We start from the raw sequence: 14,302 nt of genomic DNA, 5'->3' as shown, positions 1-14,302 counted from the left end.
CGACTTCAGTCGCGACAGGCTTTCCCGGTAGAGCCCGTCGCGACTGAAGTCGCTCCCACAGTCTGTCCGCAAGCGTCCAGCACAGACACGAAGGCCCGCGCTGCTCATCTCACTCGCGAATCGTGCCGCTCTCGGAGATGCGCGGCGTGCTGAGCGCGCCGCAGGCATCGTCGGCGCCGGTGGTGGCGGTGGCAGGAATCGCGCCGTAGTAACCGGCGCCGACCGTGTTGTCGATGAAGCGCCCGCCCTGCGACGGGCATTCGCCCTGGTCCAGGTCGAACCAGTCGGAGAACGCGGCGTACTTGCCGGCGCGCACGAAGCGGTTGCCGCGTACCTCGGTGGCGTCGGACGCATCGCGGGTGCGCACCACGTCGCCGTTGACGTCGGTGAAGGTGTTGTCCTTCACCACATTGCCGGTCGAATGCCGCGCCAGGTACAGCGCATGGATGTAGCCGGAGGTTTCCTTGCTGTTCTCGATCGCGTTGAACTGGTTGCCGACGATCAGGTTGTCGCGGGAGTTCTGCAGCCGGATCGCCGCATACGAATACGCCGGACTGCCCTGGCCGTGGATGCCGCCGATGCGGGTGAAGCGCATGCCGCGGATCTCGTTGCCGCTGTTGCCGTCGACCGCCGCGTTGCTGCTGCCCAGGTCCATCGCCATCCAGTAGTCGCTGACCTCCAGGCCGACGAACTGCAGCTGGGTGCGCTGGTTGCCGCCACCGCGCAGGGTGAACCAGGTGCCGCCGCCAGCACCGTCGAAGCGCGGCATCGTCGCGGCGCCGGCCGCGGCGACGATGCGCAACGGCGCGCCGTTGCGGAACGTCCAGCGGACCGACTGGCCGACATAGGTGCCGGGCGCGACCACGATCTCCACTTCCGTCTGCGGCGACTTCGCCTGCAGCCGCTGTTGCGCCGTGACCAGGGTCTGCAGCGCGGTCGCCGCGCTGGTCCCGTCCGCGGTGTCGTCGCCGTCCGGCGCCAGGTACAAACGAAAGGTCTGCGCCTGCACGGCGCCCGCCGTGATCAGCAACAGCGCCAGCATCCACCACCGCGCGCTTCGTGCCTGCATCGAACACCTCCCAGGGTCGTCGCGACGCCGGCAGCGTGTGTTGCCGGCTGCGCCACCTTAGCGCGGCGCCGCCGCTGCGGTTGCGAAGCCGGTCACGCTGCGCGGCCGGCTATTTCTTCTTCGGCCGCTTCCAGTCTTCGTGCGTGCTCTGGCGCACCCGCGCCACGGTGAGCTGGCCGGGCGGCGCATCGCGGGTGATCACCGAACCGGCGCCGATGGTGGCGCCGCTGCCGATCGCCAGCGGCGCCACCAGCGCGCTGTTGGAGCCGACGAAGACGTCGTCACCGATGCTCGTCTGCCACTTGTTCACGCCGTCGTAGTTGCAGGTGATCACGCCGGCGCCGACGTTGACCCCGCTGCCGATCGTCGCATCGCCGAGATAGCTCAGATGGTTGGCCTTGCTGCCGACGCCGAGCACCACCTTCTTGGTCTCGACGAAGTTGCCGATGTGCACGCCGTCGGCCAGCACGGTGCCGGGCCGCAACCGCGCGAACGGGCCGATCTGCACCGCGCCCTCGGTGATCACGCCCTCCAGGTCGCAGTGCGCGCGCACTTCGGTGCCCGGACCCAGCACCACGTCCTTCAGCCGCACGAACGGGCCGATGCTGACCCCGTCGCCCAGTTCCACCTCGCCCTCCAGCACCACGTTCACGTCGATGCACACGTCGCGGCCCACGCGCACGCGGCCGCGCTGGTCCAGGCGGTTGGGGTCGAGCACGTGCGCGCCCTGCGCGCACAGCGCGCGCGCGGCGCGCAACTGCCAGGCGCGTTCCAGCTGCGCCAGCTGCCACGGGTCGTTGGCGCCTTCGGCCTCGGTCGGGTCGGCCACCAGCACCATCTCCGCCGGGGTGAATTCGGCGGCGGCGGCGGCGAACACGTCGGTGAGGTAGTACTCGCCCTGCGCGTTGTCGCTGCGCAGCTGCGCCAGCCAGCGCTTGAGCGCGGTGGATTCGGCGGTGACGATGCCGGTGTTGATGGCGCGGATGTGGCGCTGCTCGTCGTCGGCATCCTTGTGCTCGACGATCGCGGCGACCTTGCCGGCCGCGTCGCGCACGATGCGCCCGTAGCCGCTGGGATCCTCGGGCTCGGCCACCAGCACCGCCAGTCGCCCCGGCGAGTGCAGCAGGCGCAACAGTGTATCGGCGCGGATCAGCGGCACGTCGCCGTACAGCACCAGCACGGTGGCCGCATCGGGCACCGCGGCCATCGCCTGCTGCACCGCATGCCCGGTGCCCAGCTGCTGCGCCTGCTCGGCCCACAGCAGGTCCGGCTGGTCGGCGAAGGCGGCGCGCACCGCATCGCCGCCGTGGCCGTAGACGATGTGGATCGCCGCCGGCTGCAGGTGGCGGGCGGTCTCGATCACGTGGGCCAGCATCGGCCGGCCGGCGATCGGTTGCAGCACCTTGGGCTTGGCGGACTTCATCCGCTTGCCCGCACCGGCGGCAAGGATCACGACGTGCAGGGGCAGGCTCATGGGGAGGTTCCGTTCCGGGTAAAGGAGGATTTTAGAGCCAGCCGCGGATGCGTGCCGCAACCGCGCGCGATCGCGACGCCGCGGCATTTACATCCGCGCGGCAGACGCTAGCATGCGCGCTTGATTCCAACCCAGGGCTTCCATGAGTCTGCTGCGCCAGAGCAGTCAGTTCGTGCTGATCGGATTGCTGCAACTGCTGATCGACTGGAGCGTGTTCGTCGCGGCGACCGCCGCCGGCATGCCGACGGTCCCGGCCAACGTGCTCGGCCGCGTATGCGGCGCCGTGATCGGCTTCTGGCTCAACGGCCGCATCACCTTCGCCAGCGGCGACGGCGCGCGCCTGGGCTGGCAGCGCTTCGGCCGTTTCCTGGCGATGTGGATCGCGCTGACCCTGCTCAGCACCTGGCTGGTGTCGCTGTGCGTGGATGCGCTGGGCCTGCGCCTGGCCTGGCTGGCCAAACCGGTGGTCGAAGGCCTGCTGGCGGTGCTGTCGTTCTTCATCGGGCGGCATCTGGTGTACCGCTAGCTCCGCTGGGCGCTGGCCTCGGCCTGCCGGGATCCCTGTAGGAGCGGCTTCAGCCGCGACAGGCCCTACCGGTAAAGCCCGTCGCGGCTGAAGCCGCTCCTACAGGAGGAACCCGGCTGCGAACGGCGCAACCTGCGGGCGCTCAGCGGCGCAGACCGCAGTTGCATGCAATCGGATGCGGCTCGCCCCGCTCAGCGGCAGAAATCGCCCAGGCTGCGCACCAGCGCGGTGCGGTGGACCTGGTCCAGCTGCCAGCGCAACGCATGGGCCTCGGCCGCGCGCGCGGTCGCGGCCGGGCAATCCGGCGCCTGCCGCGCCGCGGCACTGGCCTGCAGGGCGTCCAGCATCTCGCCCTGCAGCTGGTCCAGGCGCGCGCGCAGCGCCGCCAGGTCCGGGCGCGGCTGGTCGGGCGCACGGCCGCGCAGCCGCCACCGCGCCAGCAACTGGTACTGCACCAGCTTGTTGGATTCGATCTGCATGCCGAAGAAGCGCACCGCATCGTCCGCGTCCACGCCGTGCGCCGGCGCCTGCGCGCGTACGTTGGCCAGCACCGCGGCCTCGCGCGCGGCGTCCAGCACCGGCTTGCCGCTGTCCCACTTGCTCAGCGCGACCTGGTCGCCGATCGCGTTGCGCTCGACGATCCGGTCGAGCAGCGGCTCGAGCGGCGTGGCGCTGCGGGCGGGCATCGCGCAGCCCATCAGGGCGGCGCCGGCCAATAGCGCGGTCAGCGCGCGGGCGAGGACGGCGGGAACGGAAGCGGTCATCGTGGCTCTCCAGAAGGCGTCTGCGTGGGGAAGGATCCGCAGACTGGCGGCCATCTTGCCCAAGACGATGGGACAGTTTCGTTGCACGGCGCCGCGATTGTGATGCGAGCGTGCAGTCGAGTCAGCGGCGATAAAGCCGGCGCTGCGCGCGTCGATGCGACGCGGCGACGACACTGCCTTTCCGCCGATCATCGGCCGCGGCGCCAGCTACGCATCGATCCATCCGGTGTGGGTGATGCACGGCCGGCTTTCTTGCGCCGACCACCATTGCGCCGGCGCCCGGGTGTTGATCCAGCATCATCAGGAAGATGGCCAGGCCGCGAACACGACGGCGCAGGCTTGGCGCATGCGGCAGATGCGCAGCGCTTGCGGGCTGCGCGATGGCGATGCACGGCATGGATCGGCGCGCCTCACAAACGAAAAACGCCGGCAGCAGCCGGCGTCTTCGTCGCGTTCGCGTGCGGCCGCCAGGCGGCGCGTGCGCTGTCGCTCAGTGCTTGAGGTTCTTGCGCAGGCGCTCCAGCGCCTGCAGCTGCGCGGTGACTTCCGCCAGCTTGGCCTGCGCCTCGGCCACGTCGATGCCTTCGCCACGGTTGGCCAGCATGCGCTCGGCGTCTTCCTTGGCCTTGCGCACCGACGCCTCGTCGATGTCCTGCGCGCGGATCGCGGTGTCGGCCAGGATGGTCACCACCTGCGGCTGCACCTCGAGGATGCCGCCGGAGATGGCGAAATCCAGCTGCTCGCCGCTGGCGGTGGTGACCACCACCTTGCCGGGCTTGAGCCGGGTGATCAGCGGCGCGTGCTTGGGCGCGATGCCCAGTTCGCCCAACTCGCCGGTGGCGACCACCAGGGTCGCGTCACCGTGGTAGATCTCGTGCTCGGCGCTGACGATGTCGCAACGGATGGTGCTCATGGTTACCTCGCTGGCGCGAGGCGGGATTGGGGATGGGGGATTCGGGATTGGTCAGGGCGGCCGCACCGCTTTCCCTCTCCATTCGAATCCACCAACCGCGATGCCCGCCTTTGCGTATCCCTAATCCCGAATGCCGAATCCCGGCTGTTACGCCTTCTCGGCCATCTTCTTGGCCTTCTCGACCGCTTCTTCGATGCTGCCGACCATGTAGAACGCCTGCTCCGGCAGGTGGTCGTACTCGCCTTCGACGATGCCCTTGAAGCCGCGGATGGTGTCCTTCAGCGACACGTACTTGCCCGGCGAGCCGGTGAACACTTCGGCCACGTGGAACGGCTGGCTGAAGAAGCGCTCGATCTTGCGCGCGCGCGACACCGACTGCTTGTCCTCTTCGGACAGCTCGTCCATGCCCAGGATCGCGATGATGTCCTTCAGTTCCTTGTACTTCTGCAGGGTCATCTGCACGCGGCGGGCGGTGTCGTAGTGCTCGTGGCCGATCACGTTCGGATCCATCATGCGCGAGGTCGAATCCAGCGGATCCACCGCCGGGTAGATACCCAGCGAGGCGATGCTGCGCGACAGCGCGACGGTCGAGTCGAGGTGGGCGAAGGTGGTCGCCGGCGACGGGTCGGTGTAATCGTCCGCGGGCACGTACACGGCCTGGATCGAGGTGATCGAGCCGGTCTTGGTCGAGGTGATGCGCTCCTGCAGCACGCCCATTTCCTCGGCCAGGGTCGGCTGGTAGCCCACCGCCGACGGCATGCGGCCCAGCAGCGCCGACACTTCGGTACCGGCCAGGGTGTAGCGGTAGATGTTGTCGACGAACAGCAGCACGTCCTTGCCCTTGCCGTTCTCGTCCTTCTCGTCGCGGAAGTACTCGGCCATGGTCAGGCCGGTCAGCGCCACGCGCAGACGGTTGCCCGGCGGCTCGTTCATCTGGCCGTACACCATCGCGACCTTGTCCAGGACGTTGGAGTCCTTCATCTCGTGGTAGAAGTCGTTGCCCTCGCGGGTACGCTCGCCCACGCCGGCGAACACGGACAGACCCGCGTGCGCCTTGGCGATGTTGTTGATCAGCTCCATCATGTTGACGGTCTTGCCGACGCCGGCGCCGCCGAACAGGCCGACCTTGCCGCCCTTGGCGAACGGGCACATCAGGTCGATGACCTTGATGCCGGTTTCCAGCAGCTCGGTGGCCGAGGACTGGTCTTCGTAGCTCGGCGCGGCGCGGTGGATTTCCCAGTGGTCGGTGGCCTGCACGTCGCCGGCCTCGTCGATCGGGCGGCCCAGCACGTCCATGATCCGGCCCAGCGTGCCCGGGCCGACCGGCACCGAGATCGCGCGGCCGGTGTTGGTCGCCACCAGGTTGCGCTTGAGGCCGTCGGTGGAACCGAGCGCGATGGTGCGCACGATGCCATCGCCCAGCTGCTGCTGCACTTCCAGCGTGATGGCGGTGTTTTCGACCTTCAGCGCGTCGTAGATCTTCGGCACATCGGCGCGCGCGAATTCGACGTCGACGACTGCGCCGATGATCTGAACGATCTTGCCCTGGGTGTTGATGGCGTTCATGTGACTACTCGCTTATCGAAGTTTTTCGGGTGTTCTGGAAAACCGGGTGGCTTTCCGCAACATCCGGGAGAGATTCCCGGCCAGGCTACCGGCCGGGAATCCGATTTACCGCATCACTCGCACTTGAGCATCGTAGCGGTTTGCGTGAACTGGTCGCTGGCCTGCTTGCACGCCGCCGGCAGACCGCTCTTGTCGGCCATCGAGTCCCACTGTGCCTTGGACTGGTCGATCGCCTGCTGGAACGCGGCAGCGGCGCCGTTGCCGCCAGACTTGGCGAAGCACGCCTTCGCACGGGCCAGATAGTCTTCGCATTCTTTCGGCAGACCGGCGGCGACCGGGGCGGCAGCAGCGGCATCGGTTGCCGGAGTAGCCGGAGCGGCGGTCTCGGCAGCCGGAGCCGGAGCCGGAGTCGCGGTGTCAGCGGCGGGGGCGGCCTCTTCCTTCTTACATGCAGCCAGGGTTGCACACAGCGCGAGCGAGAGCAAAACCTTGTTCATTCCATTTCCTTGGTAGTTTAGGTGGCGACCGATGCGCGAAACGTGTTGCTCCAACAACGGAAGCGCCGTGCGCAACGGCGAGTCCGACGAACCTCACACAGCGGCCGCGCCGCCCACGATCTCGGAAATTTCCTGGGTGATCGCCGCCTGCCGCGCCTTGTTGTAGATCAGCTGCAAGGTACTGATCAGCTTGTTGGCGTTGTCGCTGGCGGCCTTCATCGCGACCATGCGCGCGGCATGCTCGGAGGCCACGTTCTCCAGCACCGCCTGGTACACCAGCGACTCGATGTAGCGCGTCATCACGTGCTCGAGCACGGTCGCGGCATCGGGTTCGTACAGGTAGTCCCAGTCGTGGTGCGCGACCTGGCTCTCCGCCGCCGGCAGCGGCAGCAGCTGATCGAAGCTGGCCTTCTGCGTCATCGTGTTCACGAAGCGGTTGTAGACCAGGTAGACGCGGTCGACCTTGCCCTCGGTGAACGCATCCAGCATCACCTTGATCACGCCGATCAGCTGCTCCAGCTGCGGCACGTCGCCGAGGTGGCTGACGCTGCCGACCATCTCGACCTTGAGCCGGCGGAAGAACACCGAGGCCTTCTGGCCGACGGTGACCACGTCGATGCCCGCGCCCTTGTCCTGCCACTGGCGCACTTCGCCCAGCATCTTGCGGAACAGATTGTTGTTGAGGCCGCCAGCCAGGCCGCGATCGGAGGAGATCACGATGTAGCCGACGCGCTTGACCGTGTCGCGCTGCACCAGGAACGGATGCGTGTAATCGGTGCTGGCCTGCGCCAGATGGCCGATCACCTGCTTCATCGCCTGCGCGTACGGGCGCGAGGTCTTCATCCGATCCTGCGCCTTGCGGATCTTGGAGGCCGAGACCATCTCGAGCGCGCGCGTCACCTTGCGGGTGTTCTGCACGCTCTTGATCTTGGTTTTGATTTCGCGTCCGCCTGCCATTACTCGCTCCGCTCGTGGGATTCGTGATTCGGGATTCGGGATTGGCCGAAGCCACCCATATCCCGCTCCTGCGAATCCCTAATGCCTAATCCCCAATCCCGGGCTGCTGACTACCAGCTACCCGTGGTCTTGTACTCGCCGATGCCCTTCTTGAACGCCGCTTCGATCTCGCCGTTCCAGTCGCCGCTGTCGTTGACCTTGGCGATCAGCTCGCCGGCGGTGTTGGCGAAATGCGCGTGCAGGCCTTCTTCGAACGCGCCGATCTTGTTGACCGGCACGTCGTCCAGGAAGCCTTCGTTGACCGCGTAGATCGACAGCGCCTGGTTGGCGATGGACATCGGCAGGTACTGCTTCTGCTTCATCAGCTCGGTGACGCGCTGGCCGCGTTCGAGCTGCTTGCGGGTGGCTTCGTCCAGGTCCGAGGCGAACTGCGCGAACGCCGCCAGCTCGCGGTACTGCGCCAGCGAGATGCGGATGCCGCCGGAGAGCTTCTTGATGATCTTGGTCTGCGCGGCGCCGCCGACGCGCGACACCGAGATACCGGCGTTCACCGCCGGGCGGATGCCGGCGTTGAACAGATCGGTTTCCAGGAAGATCTGGCCGTCGGTGATCGAGATCACGTTGGTCGGCACGAACGCGGACACGTCGCCGGCCTGCGTTTCGATGATCGGCAGCGCGGTCAGCGAACCGGTCTTGCCCTTCACTTCGCCGTTGGTGAACTTCTCCACGTAGTCCTCGGACACGCGCGCGGCGCGCTCCAGCAGGCGGCTGTGCAGGTAGAACACGTCGCCCGGGTAGGCTTCGCGGCCCGGCGGGCGCTTGAGCAGCAGCGAGATCTGGCGGTAGGCCACCGCCTGCTTGGACAGATCGTCGTACACGATCAGCGCGTCTTCGCCGCGGTCCATGAAGTACTCGCCCATGGTGCAGCCGGCGTAGGCGCTGATGTACTGCATCGCCGCCGACTCGGAGGCGGTCGCGGCGACCACGATGGTATGCGCCAGCGCGCCGTTCTCTTCCAGCTTGCGCACGATGTTGGCGACGGTCGAGGCCTTCTGCCCGATCGCCACGTACACGCACTTGATGCCGGTGGTCTTCTGGTTGATCACCGCATCGATCGCCAGCGCGGTCTTGCCGGTCTGGCGGTCGCCGATGACCAGCTCGCGCTGGCCGCGGCCGATCGGGATCATCGCGTCGACCGACTTGTAGCCGGTCTGCACCGGCTGGTCGACCGACTTGCGCCAGATCACGCCCGGCGCCACGCGCTCCACCGGCGCGGTCTGCGAGGTGCCCAGCGGGCCCTTGCCGTCGATCGGCTCGCCCAGCGCGTTGACCACGCGGCCGAGCAGTTCCTTGCCCACCGGCACTTCCAGGATGCGGCCGGTGGTCTTGGCGACGTCGCCTTCGCGCAGGTTCTCGTAGTCGCCGAGCACCACGGCGCCGACCGAGTCGCGCTCCAGGTTCAGCGCCAGGGCGTAGGTCTCGTTCGGCAGTTCGATCATCTCGCCCTGCATCACGTCGGCCAGGCCGAAGATGCGCACGATGCCGTCGGACACGCTGGTGACCGTGCCTTCGTTGCGCGACTCCGCGGTCAGCTTGACCTGCTCGATGCGGTTCTTGATCAGTTCGCTGATTTCGGAGGGGTTGAGCGTGGTTGCCATCTTGGTTTCCTTCGGATCGTCCACCGCGCGAAGGCGGATGGCGACGTTTGGTTAGCTTCTTTGAGAATCGGGAATGGGGAATCGGGAATCGCAGGTGGCGTCGCCGCCGGGCCGGGCTCTCTACTCTCTATTCGCCATTCCCGCTTCTTAGTGGGCCAGTGCGGATTGCAGGCGCGACAGCTTGCCTTTCAGCGAACCGTCGATGACCACGTCGCCGGCGTCGATCACCGCGCCGCCGATCAGCGAAGCGTCCACCGCCGTGGTGATCTCGACCTCGCGGCCGAAGCGCTGCTTCAGCGCCACCTTCAGCGAGGCCACCTCCGCGTCGCTCAGCTGGGTGGCCGAGGTCACGTTGGCCTTGACCACGCATTCGGCCTCGGCGCGCAGTTGATCGTACAGCCCGGCGATCTCCGGCAGCAGCGGCAGCCGCTGCCCTTCGGCCAGCAGGCTCAGGAAGCGCGCGTACTGCTCGTCGGCCACCTGCGGCGCCAGCAGCGCCACCGCCTGTTCGCGTTGCAGCTGCGGGTTGTGCAGCAGCGCGGCCACGCGCGGGTCGGCCGCGACCTGGGCGGAGAACGCCAAGGCCTGCGACCACGGCGCGAGCTTGCCGGCATCGCTGGCCGCGGCGAACGCGGCGCGGGCGTACGGACGCGCCAGTGTGAGGGCCTGGCTCATCTCAGATCTCCGCCGCCAGCTCGTCGAGCAGCGCCTTGTGGGCGTTGGCATCGATTTCGCGGCGCAGCAGCTTCTCGGCGCCGCTCACCGCCAGCAGCGACACCTGGCGACGCAGGTCCTCGCGCGCACGGTTGGCCGCGGCGTCGATCTCGGCCTGGGCCAGATCCTTCTGCCGGTTGGCCTCGGCGATCGCCTCGTTCTTGGCCGCTTCGACGATCTGATTGGCGCGCGCGTGGGCCTGGTCGATGATCTCGTTGGCCTTGGTACGCGCGTCCTTCAACGCTTCGTTGACCTTTTCCTGCGCCTGCGCCAGATCCTTCTGACTGCGATCGGCGGCGGCGAGGCCTTCGGCGATCTTCTGTTGGCGCTCTTCGATGGCCTGCATCAGCGGCGGCCAGATCTTGGTCGCGACGATCCAGATCAGACCGGCAAACGCCAGCGCCTGGGCAAAGAGGGTGAGACCGATATTCATTGGGTACGCTCAGCCAAAGGTGACGGGGTGGACGCGCCGCCCTGCGGCGGACGCGTCCGAACCTTCATCCGTAGCGGCGGCCGCATTGCTGCGGCCGTCCGCCGGTGCAACTGGATCAGCCGCCCTGCGGCAGGCGCGACACGAACTCGCCGATCATCGGGTTGGCGAACGCGAACAGCAGGCCCACGGCGACCGAGATGATGAACGCGGCGTCGATCAGGCCGGCGGTGATGAACATGCGCACCTGCAGCACCGGGATCAGTTCCGGCTGGCGCGCGGCCGACTCCAGGAACTTGCCGGCCATGATGGCCAGACCGAGGCCGGCGCCCAGCGCGGCCAGGCCGATCATGATGCCGACGGCGAGGACGGTGGAGCTCTGGACTTGGGCGAGGTTGGTCAGGACGGCGAAGTACATGGTTTTCTCCAGGAACAAAGTTGCTTGAGGATGGTGAATCGAACGAAGGGTTGCAAAAAAAACGCGTGAAGCAGGAACGTCAGTGGCTGTCTTCCGCCAGGCTCAGATACACGATGGACAGCATCATGAAGATGAAAGCCTGCAGCGGGATCACCAGCAGGTGGAACAGCATCCAGCCGAAGCCGAACGCGCCGCCGGCCAGTGCGCCGACGATGCCGGCACCGCCCAGCACCCAGATCAGCAGGAACACGATCTCGCCGCCGAACATGTTGCCGAACAGTCGCATCGCCAGGGAGATCGGCTTGCTCAGCCACTCGACGATATTGAGGATCAGGTTGAACGGCAGCATCCACTTGCCGAACGGGGCGGTCAGGAATTCCTTGGTCATCCCGCCCACGCCCTTGGAGCGCAGCGAGAAGAAGATCATCAGGAAGAACACGCTGATCGACATGCCCAGGGTGGCGTTGACGTCGGCGGTGGGCACCGGCTTCCAGTAGTGCACGCCGACCAGGGCCAGCGGCATGGCGATGAAGTCCGCCGGGATCATCTTGATGAGGTTCATCATCAGGATCCAGAAGAACAGGGTGATCGCGATCGGGGTCACCAGCTTGCTGGTGCCGTGGTAGGTGTCCTTGGCCTGGCGGTCGACGAACTCCAGCAGGATCTCCACGAACGCCTGCCACTTGCCCGGCACGCCGGCGGTGGCCTTGCGCGTGGCCAGCCAGAAGCCGAACACCATCAGCAGGCCGGACAGCACCGACATCACCAGCGTGTCGACGTGCACCTGCCAGAACCCGCCTTCCTGCACCTGGAAGGTGAGGTTCTGCAGGTGGTGCTGGATGTAGGAGGTAGGGGTTGCTTCCTCGCCCGCCATGAGTCCTGAGCCTTTATCTGATTTCGATCAACGTCTGGCCAGAGCCAGAACCTGGAACATCAGCCCGGTGGCGATACCCGCCAACAGGGCCAGAGGAGGCAGCCGCCACCAGGCAAAGCCCAGCGCCAGTACCGCGAACACCAACACCCACTTCAGCACCATGGCCACGATCAACCGCGCCATCGCCGCACCCGCCGCCTGCACGCCGCCGCTCAACGCGGTGCGTGCCGCCAGCCATCCCCCCGCCACTGTCGCCAGCCCGGTTGCGGCGGCGCCCATGGCGTACTTCGGCCCCAGCAGCAGGAACGCCAGGGAAACCACGGCCACCGCCACCAGCGGGTAAATCGCTGCGCGCAGCATCAGCCGCCGACCCGCATCAACGGAGTTCAGCACAGAAAATCCTGCAGTTGTGTGGTGGATTGAGGACGTCTTCGCGTCCGTCGAGCCGCGGAATTATAGCAATGGGACAATTTGCGAGACAACCGCCAAAGGTTGCGGCCGTCCCTTAAATCGCGCCAAGCCATCCACGATAGCACGTCGCGGACCCGCTCCGCGGCCTGGATTGATGCATCGCAACAAGGATCTGCGTGGGAACTTTACGCCGCGCATCCGGTCCGATCTGCAGGGACTGCGCCCCATCCTCGTCGATCTGCAGCGCAGGCCTATGGAGCCCCGGGTGACCGGGGCTCTTCTTTTTGCGCTCCGGTTCTGTGATGGAGACCGCCCTGTCCTGGTCCATACCTTCACGGATGGTGGACACGGTCTTAAGGATAGTTTGCCCACGCAGTGGCACTAGCCATTGGCGCATTCATTACCAAAAGACGGAGCCCTGCCCCCATGAAACACCTGCTTGCCCTGGCCTTGCCATGCGCGCTCGCCGCCGCATACGCACTCCCCGCCCATGCCGAAGACACCGACGACCGGTTCACCATCCGCCTCGGCGCGATGAACATCGACAACGACAACACCCTGCGCGGCGACACGTCGATCAACGGCGAGGAGCTGTCCGGTTCGCAGGACTTCGACTTCGGCGGCAAGGAATGGGAGCCGCGCGTGGACGGCGTGTTCCGCCTCAGCACCCGCCAGCGCCTGATCTTCGACTACTTCAAGTACGACAAGGACCGCCGCGAGGAACTGGGCGAGACGGTCAGCTACGGCGACTTCACCGTGCCGGCCGGCAGCTTCGTCAAGGGTGAGCTCAAGTACCAGGTGGCGAGCCTGGTGTACGACTATTCGGTGGTCGACACCCCCGAGTTCAGCGTGGGCCTGCAGGTCGGCGCCGAGTGGGCCAGGGTCGAAGCCAACGCCTATGCCGACCTGGGCGACCTGTACACCGGCACCTTCGCCGACGAGAAGGAAGACGGCTACGCGCCGGTGGTCGGCCTGCGCTTCACCGCGCAGCCGAGCGAGCACTGGCTGTTCAACGTGCAGGGCCAGTACATGAACACCAGCTGGGGCGACTTCGGCGACTACGACGGCGACCTGACCCGCGCCAACGCGATCGCCGAGTACCGCTTCACCAAGAACTTCGGCATCTTCGCCGGCTACGACTGGTTCAAGCTGGACGTCGACCGCTCCGGCCGCGACGGCACCATCGGCCTGAAGCAGGAGTTCAAGGGCCCGGTGGCCGGCGTGACCTTCGCGTTCTGATCCTGCGTCACCCGCTGCATCCGGAAAGGCCCGCCATGTGCGGGCCTTTCCGTTTTCGGGCGCCGCGGATGGCGGACGTGCCGCTGCGCGATCACGGCGCCGGCGAGAGCCCGGCGACCATGCACAGATAATCGGACAGCGGCATGTCGCCGACGCTGGCGCGGCGCGCGTCGACCTGCTGCGGATCCTCGATCGGCTTGGGCTCCCAGCGCCCCTGTTTCGCGACCAACTGGGTGCCGTAGCGCTGCGGCTTGCCCTGCGCGACCAGCACGCGATCGGTCAGCATGGCCATGTTGCGCGCCGCGATCTCGCCACGCTCCACCTGCGGCGCCAGCTTGCTCAGCACCTCGGCCTGGAAGGCTGGGTCGCGGTCGGCATGCTGCACCAGCAGCCAGGCCGCGGCGACGCCGTCGCCGCCGACCTGCGCCGCACTGGGCAAGCCGTCGTGCTCGGCGACGATGCGCTTGATCTGCGGCAGATGCGCCGCATCGACCGCGGCCATCTTCTCCACTCCCGCCGGCGACCAGTCGCCGCCGCGAGCCTGCTGGTCCACGCGCTGCATGTCCAGCAGGCGCTGGCGCAGCGCAGGATCGGTCGGCGCGGCCGCGGCCGGTGCGGCGGCCGCGGCACGTGCGGCGTCATCGTGGTGGCTGCGCATGAACTGCGCCGCGCCCGGACAGCGCGCCAACGCGGCGCTCAACGCCGGATCCTCCGCCTCCTCGGCGGCGCCTGCCGTCCGCAACGGCAGCGCGCAACACAGCAGCAGGCCCAGCAGCGCGTGGCGCATCGTGC

General features: G+C 67.3%; 17 protein-coding genes. 2 read left to right on the top strand and 15 right to left on the bottom strand.

The genetic code is table 11. From position 1 onward, the window contains the following. Window positions 1-109 precede the first annotated feature (109 nt). The gene (locus VDQ83_RS16820; RefSeq protein ID WP_455435787.1) at window positions 110-1,069 is read right to left on the bottom strand and encodes a right-handed parallel beta-helix repeat-containing protein; all 960 of its coding nucleotides are present in this window, start codon (window positions 1,067-1,069) and stop codon (window positions 110-112) included. 109 nt (window positions 1,070-1,178) lie between these two features. Beyond that, on the bottom strand, window positions 1,179-2,543 hold the full coding sequence (glmU, locus tag VDQ83_RS16815) for a bifunctional UDP-N-acetylglucosamine diphosphorylase/glucosamine-1-phosphate N-acetyltransferase GlmU (protein WP_455435786.1): 1,365 nt from the start codon (window positions 2,541-2,543) through the stop codon (window positions 1,179-1,181). A gap of 142 nt (window positions 2,544-2,685) precedes the next feature. Between glmU and VDQ83_RS16810 the strand changes: the two genes are divergently transcribed. After that, window positions 2,686-3,069: a GtrA family protein gene (locus VDQ83_RS16810; RefSeq protein WP_309916390.1), complete on the top strand. Its 384-nt coding sequence runs from the start codon at window positions 2,686-2,688 to the stop codon at window positions 3,067-3,069. A 191-nt stretch (window positions 3,070-3,260) separates the two neighbouring features. Here VDQ83_RS16810 and VDQ83_RS16805 read toward each other — a convergent pair whose 3' ends face one another. From VDQ83_RS16805 to VDQ83_RS16750, 12 genes are all read right to left on the bottom strand, one after another. After that, window positions 3,261-3,833, bottom strand: coding sequence for a chorismate mutase (locus tag VDQ83_RS16805; RefSeq protein WP_455435785.1), 573 nt, complete (start codon window positions 3,831-3,833; stop codon window positions 3,261-3,263). Window positions 3,834-3,954: 121 nt separating this feature from the next. Then, window positions 3,955-4,230 (bottom strand): hypothetical protein, encoded by a 276-nt coding sequence (locus VDQ83_RS16800; RefSeq protein WP_455435784.1) that lies wholly within the window; start codon window positions 4,228-4,230, stop codon window positions 3,955-3,957. 93 nt (window positions 4,231-4,323) lie between these two features. Beyond that, complete coding sequence (locus VDQ83_RS16795; RefSeq protein ID WP_455435783.1) at window positions 4,324-4,746, bottom strand: F0F1 ATP synthase subunit epsilon; 423 nt, start codon at window positions 4,744-4,746, stop codon at window positions 4,324-4,326. 147 nt (window positions 4,747-4,893) lie between these two features. Next, window positions 4,894-6,312 carry a F0F1 ATP synthase subunit beta gene (gene atpD / locus VDQ83_RS16790; RefSeq protein ID WP_263397102.1) on the bottom strand — a complete coding sequence of 473 codons (1,419 nt, stop codon included), beginning with the start codon at window positions 6,310-6,312 and terminating at the stop codon, window positions 4,894-4,896. 113 nt (window positions 6,313-6,425) lie between these two features. Beyond that, window positions 6,426-6,809, bottom strand: a complete 384-nt coding sequence (locus VDQ83_RS16785) for a hypothetical protein (RefSeq protein ID WP_309916382.1) — start codon at window positions 6,807-6,809, stop codon at window positions 6,426-6,428. A 93-nt stretch (window positions 6,810-6,902) separates the two neighbouring features. Further along, entirely contained in the window at window positions 6,903-7,766 is an 864-nt protein-coding gene (gene atpG, locus VDQ83_RS16780) for a F0F1 ATP synthase subunit gamma (protein ID WP_455435782.1), read from the bottom strand. A 110-nt stretch (window positions 7,767-7,876) separates the two neighbouring features. Next, the gene (atpA, locus tag VDQ83_RS16775) at window positions 7,877-9,424 is read right to left on the bottom strand and encodes a F0F1 ATP synthase subunit alpha (RefSeq protein ID WP_309916373.1); all 1,548 of its coding nucleotides are present in this window, start codon (window positions 9,422-9,424) and stop codon (window positions 7,877-7,879) included. 147 nt (window positions 9,425-9,571) lie between these two features. After that, entirely contained in the window at window positions 9,572-10,099 is a 528-nt protein-coding gene (locus tag VDQ83_RS16770; protein WP_179568768.1) for a F0F1 ATP synthase subunit delta, read from the bottom strand. Window position 10,100: 1 nt separating this feature from the next. Further along, a complete protein-coding gene (locus VDQ83_RS16765) occupies window positions 10,101-10,571 on the bottom strand; it encodes a F0F1 ATP synthase subunit B (protein ID WP_263397099.1) in 471 nt (156 codons plus the stop codon). Between the two features lie 115 nt (window positions 10,572-10,686). Continuing rightward, window positions 10,687-10,986, bottom strand: a complete 300-nt coding sequence (gene atpE, locus VDQ83_RS16760; RefSeq protein WP_046978353.1) for a F0F1 ATP synthase subunit C — start codon at window positions 10,984-10,986, stop codon at window positions 10,687-10,689. A 79-nt stretch (window positions 10,987-11,065) separates the two neighbouring features. After that, window positions 11,066-11,860 carry a F0F1 ATP synthase subunit A gene (gene atpB, locus VDQ83_RS16755; RefSeq protein ID WP_263397098.1) on the bottom strand — a complete coding sequence of 265 codons (795 nt, stop codon included), beginning with the start codon at window positions 11,858-11,860 and terminating at the stop codon, window positions 11,066-11,068. A gap of 27 nt (window positions 11,861-11,887) precedes the next feature. Next, a complete protein-coding gene (locus VDQ83_RS16750) occupies window positions 11,888-12,253 on the bottom strand; it encodes an ATP synthase subunit I (RefSeq protein WP_179568774.1) in 366 nt (121 codons plus the stop codon). A 444-nt stretch (window positions 12,254-12,697) separates the two neighbouring features. On the opposite strand from VDQ83_RS16750, the gene VDQ83_RS16745 reads away from it, so the two are divergent. Beyond that, entirely contained in the window at window positions 12,698-13,510 is an 813-nt protein-coding gene (locus VDQ83_RS16745; RefSeq protein ID WP_309916366.1) for a hypothetical protein, read from the top strand. 91 nt (window positions 13,511-13,601) lie between these two features. Here VDQ83_RS16745 and VDQ83_RS16740 read toward each other — a convergent pair whose 3' ends face one another. Beyond that, window positions 13,602-14,297: a DUF6624 domain-containing protein gene (locus VDQ83_RS16740; protein WP_455435781.1), complete on the bottom strand. Its 696-nt coding sequence runs from the start codon at window positions 14,295-14,297 to the stop codon at window positions 13,602-13,604. Window positions 14,298-14,302 lie beyond the last annotated feature (5 nt).

The organism is Xanthomonas sp. WHRI 7945 (assembly GCF_035026585.1).
Note: the sequence above shows the minus strand (reverse complement) of the source record. Positions and strands in the feature narration are given on the sequence as shown.

What these genes read in the sequence shown, in the direction of transcription:
- VDQ83_RS16800 (WP_455435784.1), bottom strand. Translation starts at nt 4,230, where the DNA reads ATGCCGTGCATCGCCATCGCGCAGCCCGCAAGCGCTGCGCATCTGCCG.
- VDQ83_RS16820 (WP_455435787.1), bottom strand. Translation starts at nt 1,069, where the DNA reads ATGCAGGCACGAAGCGCGCGGTGGTGGATGCTGGCGCTGTTGCTGATC.
- glmU (WP_455435786.1), bottom strand. Translation starts at nt 2,543, where the DNA reads ATGAGCCTGCCCCTGCACGTCGTGATCCTTGCCGCCGGTGCGGGCAAG.
- atpD (WP_263397102.1), bottom strand. Translation starts at nt 6,312, where the DNA reads ATGAACGCCATCAACACCCAGGGCAAGATCGTTCAGATCATCGGCGCA.
- VDQ83_RS16745 (WP_309916366.1), top strand. Translation starts at nt 12,698, where the DNA reads ATGAAACACCTGCTTGCCCTGGCCTTGCCATGCGCGCTCGCCGCCGCA.
- atpA (WP_309916373.1), bottom strand. Translation starts at nt 9,424, where the DNA reads ATGGCAACCACGCTCAACCCCTCCGAAATCAGCGAACTGATCAAGAAC.
- VDQ83_RS16810 (WP_309916390.1), top strand. Translation starts at nt 2,686, where the DNA reads ATGAGTCTGCTGCGCCAGAGCAGTCAGTTCGTGCTGATCGGATTGCTG.
- VDQ83_RS16770 (WP_179568768.1), bottom strand. Translation starts at nt 10,099, where the DNA reads ATGAGCCAGGCCCTCACACTGGCGCGTCCGTACGCCCGCGCCGCGTTC.
- VDQ83_RS16740 (WP_455435781.1), bottom strand. Translation starts at nt 14,297, where the DNA reads ATGCGCCACGCGCTGCTGGGCCTGCTGCTGTGTTGCGCGCTGCCGTTG.
- VDQ83_RS16765 (WP_263397099.1), bottom strand. Translation starts at nt 10,571, where the DNA reads ATGAATATCGGTCTCACCCTCTTTGCCCAGGCGCTGGCGTTTGCCGGT.
- VDQ83_RS16795 (WP_455435783.1), bottom strand. Translation starts at nt 4,746, where the DNA reads ATGAGCACCATCCGTTGCGACATCGTCAGCGCCGAGCACGAGATCTAC.
- atpE (WP_046978353.1), bottom strand. Translation starts at nt 10,986, where the DNA reads ATGTACTTCGCCGTCCTGACCAACCTCGCCCAAGTCCAGAGCTCCACC.
- VDQ83_RS16805 (WP_455435785.1), bottom strand. Translation starts at nt 3,833, where the DNA reads ATGACCGCTTCCGTTCCCGCCGTCCTCGCCCGCGCGCTGACCGCGCTA.
- atpG (WP_455435782.1), bottom strand. Translation starts at nt 7,766, where the DNA reads ATGGCAGGCGGACGCGAAATCAAAACCAAGATCAAGAGCGTGCAGAAC.
- atpB (WP_263397098.1), bottom strand. Translation starts at nt 11,860, where the DNA reads ATGGCGGGCGAGGAAGCAACCCCTACCTCCTACATCCAGCACCACCTG.
- VDQ83_RS16785 (WP_309916382.1), bottom strand. Translation starts at nt 6,809, where the DNA reads ATGAACAAGGTTTTGCTCTCGCTCGCGCTGTGTGCAACCCTGGCTGCA.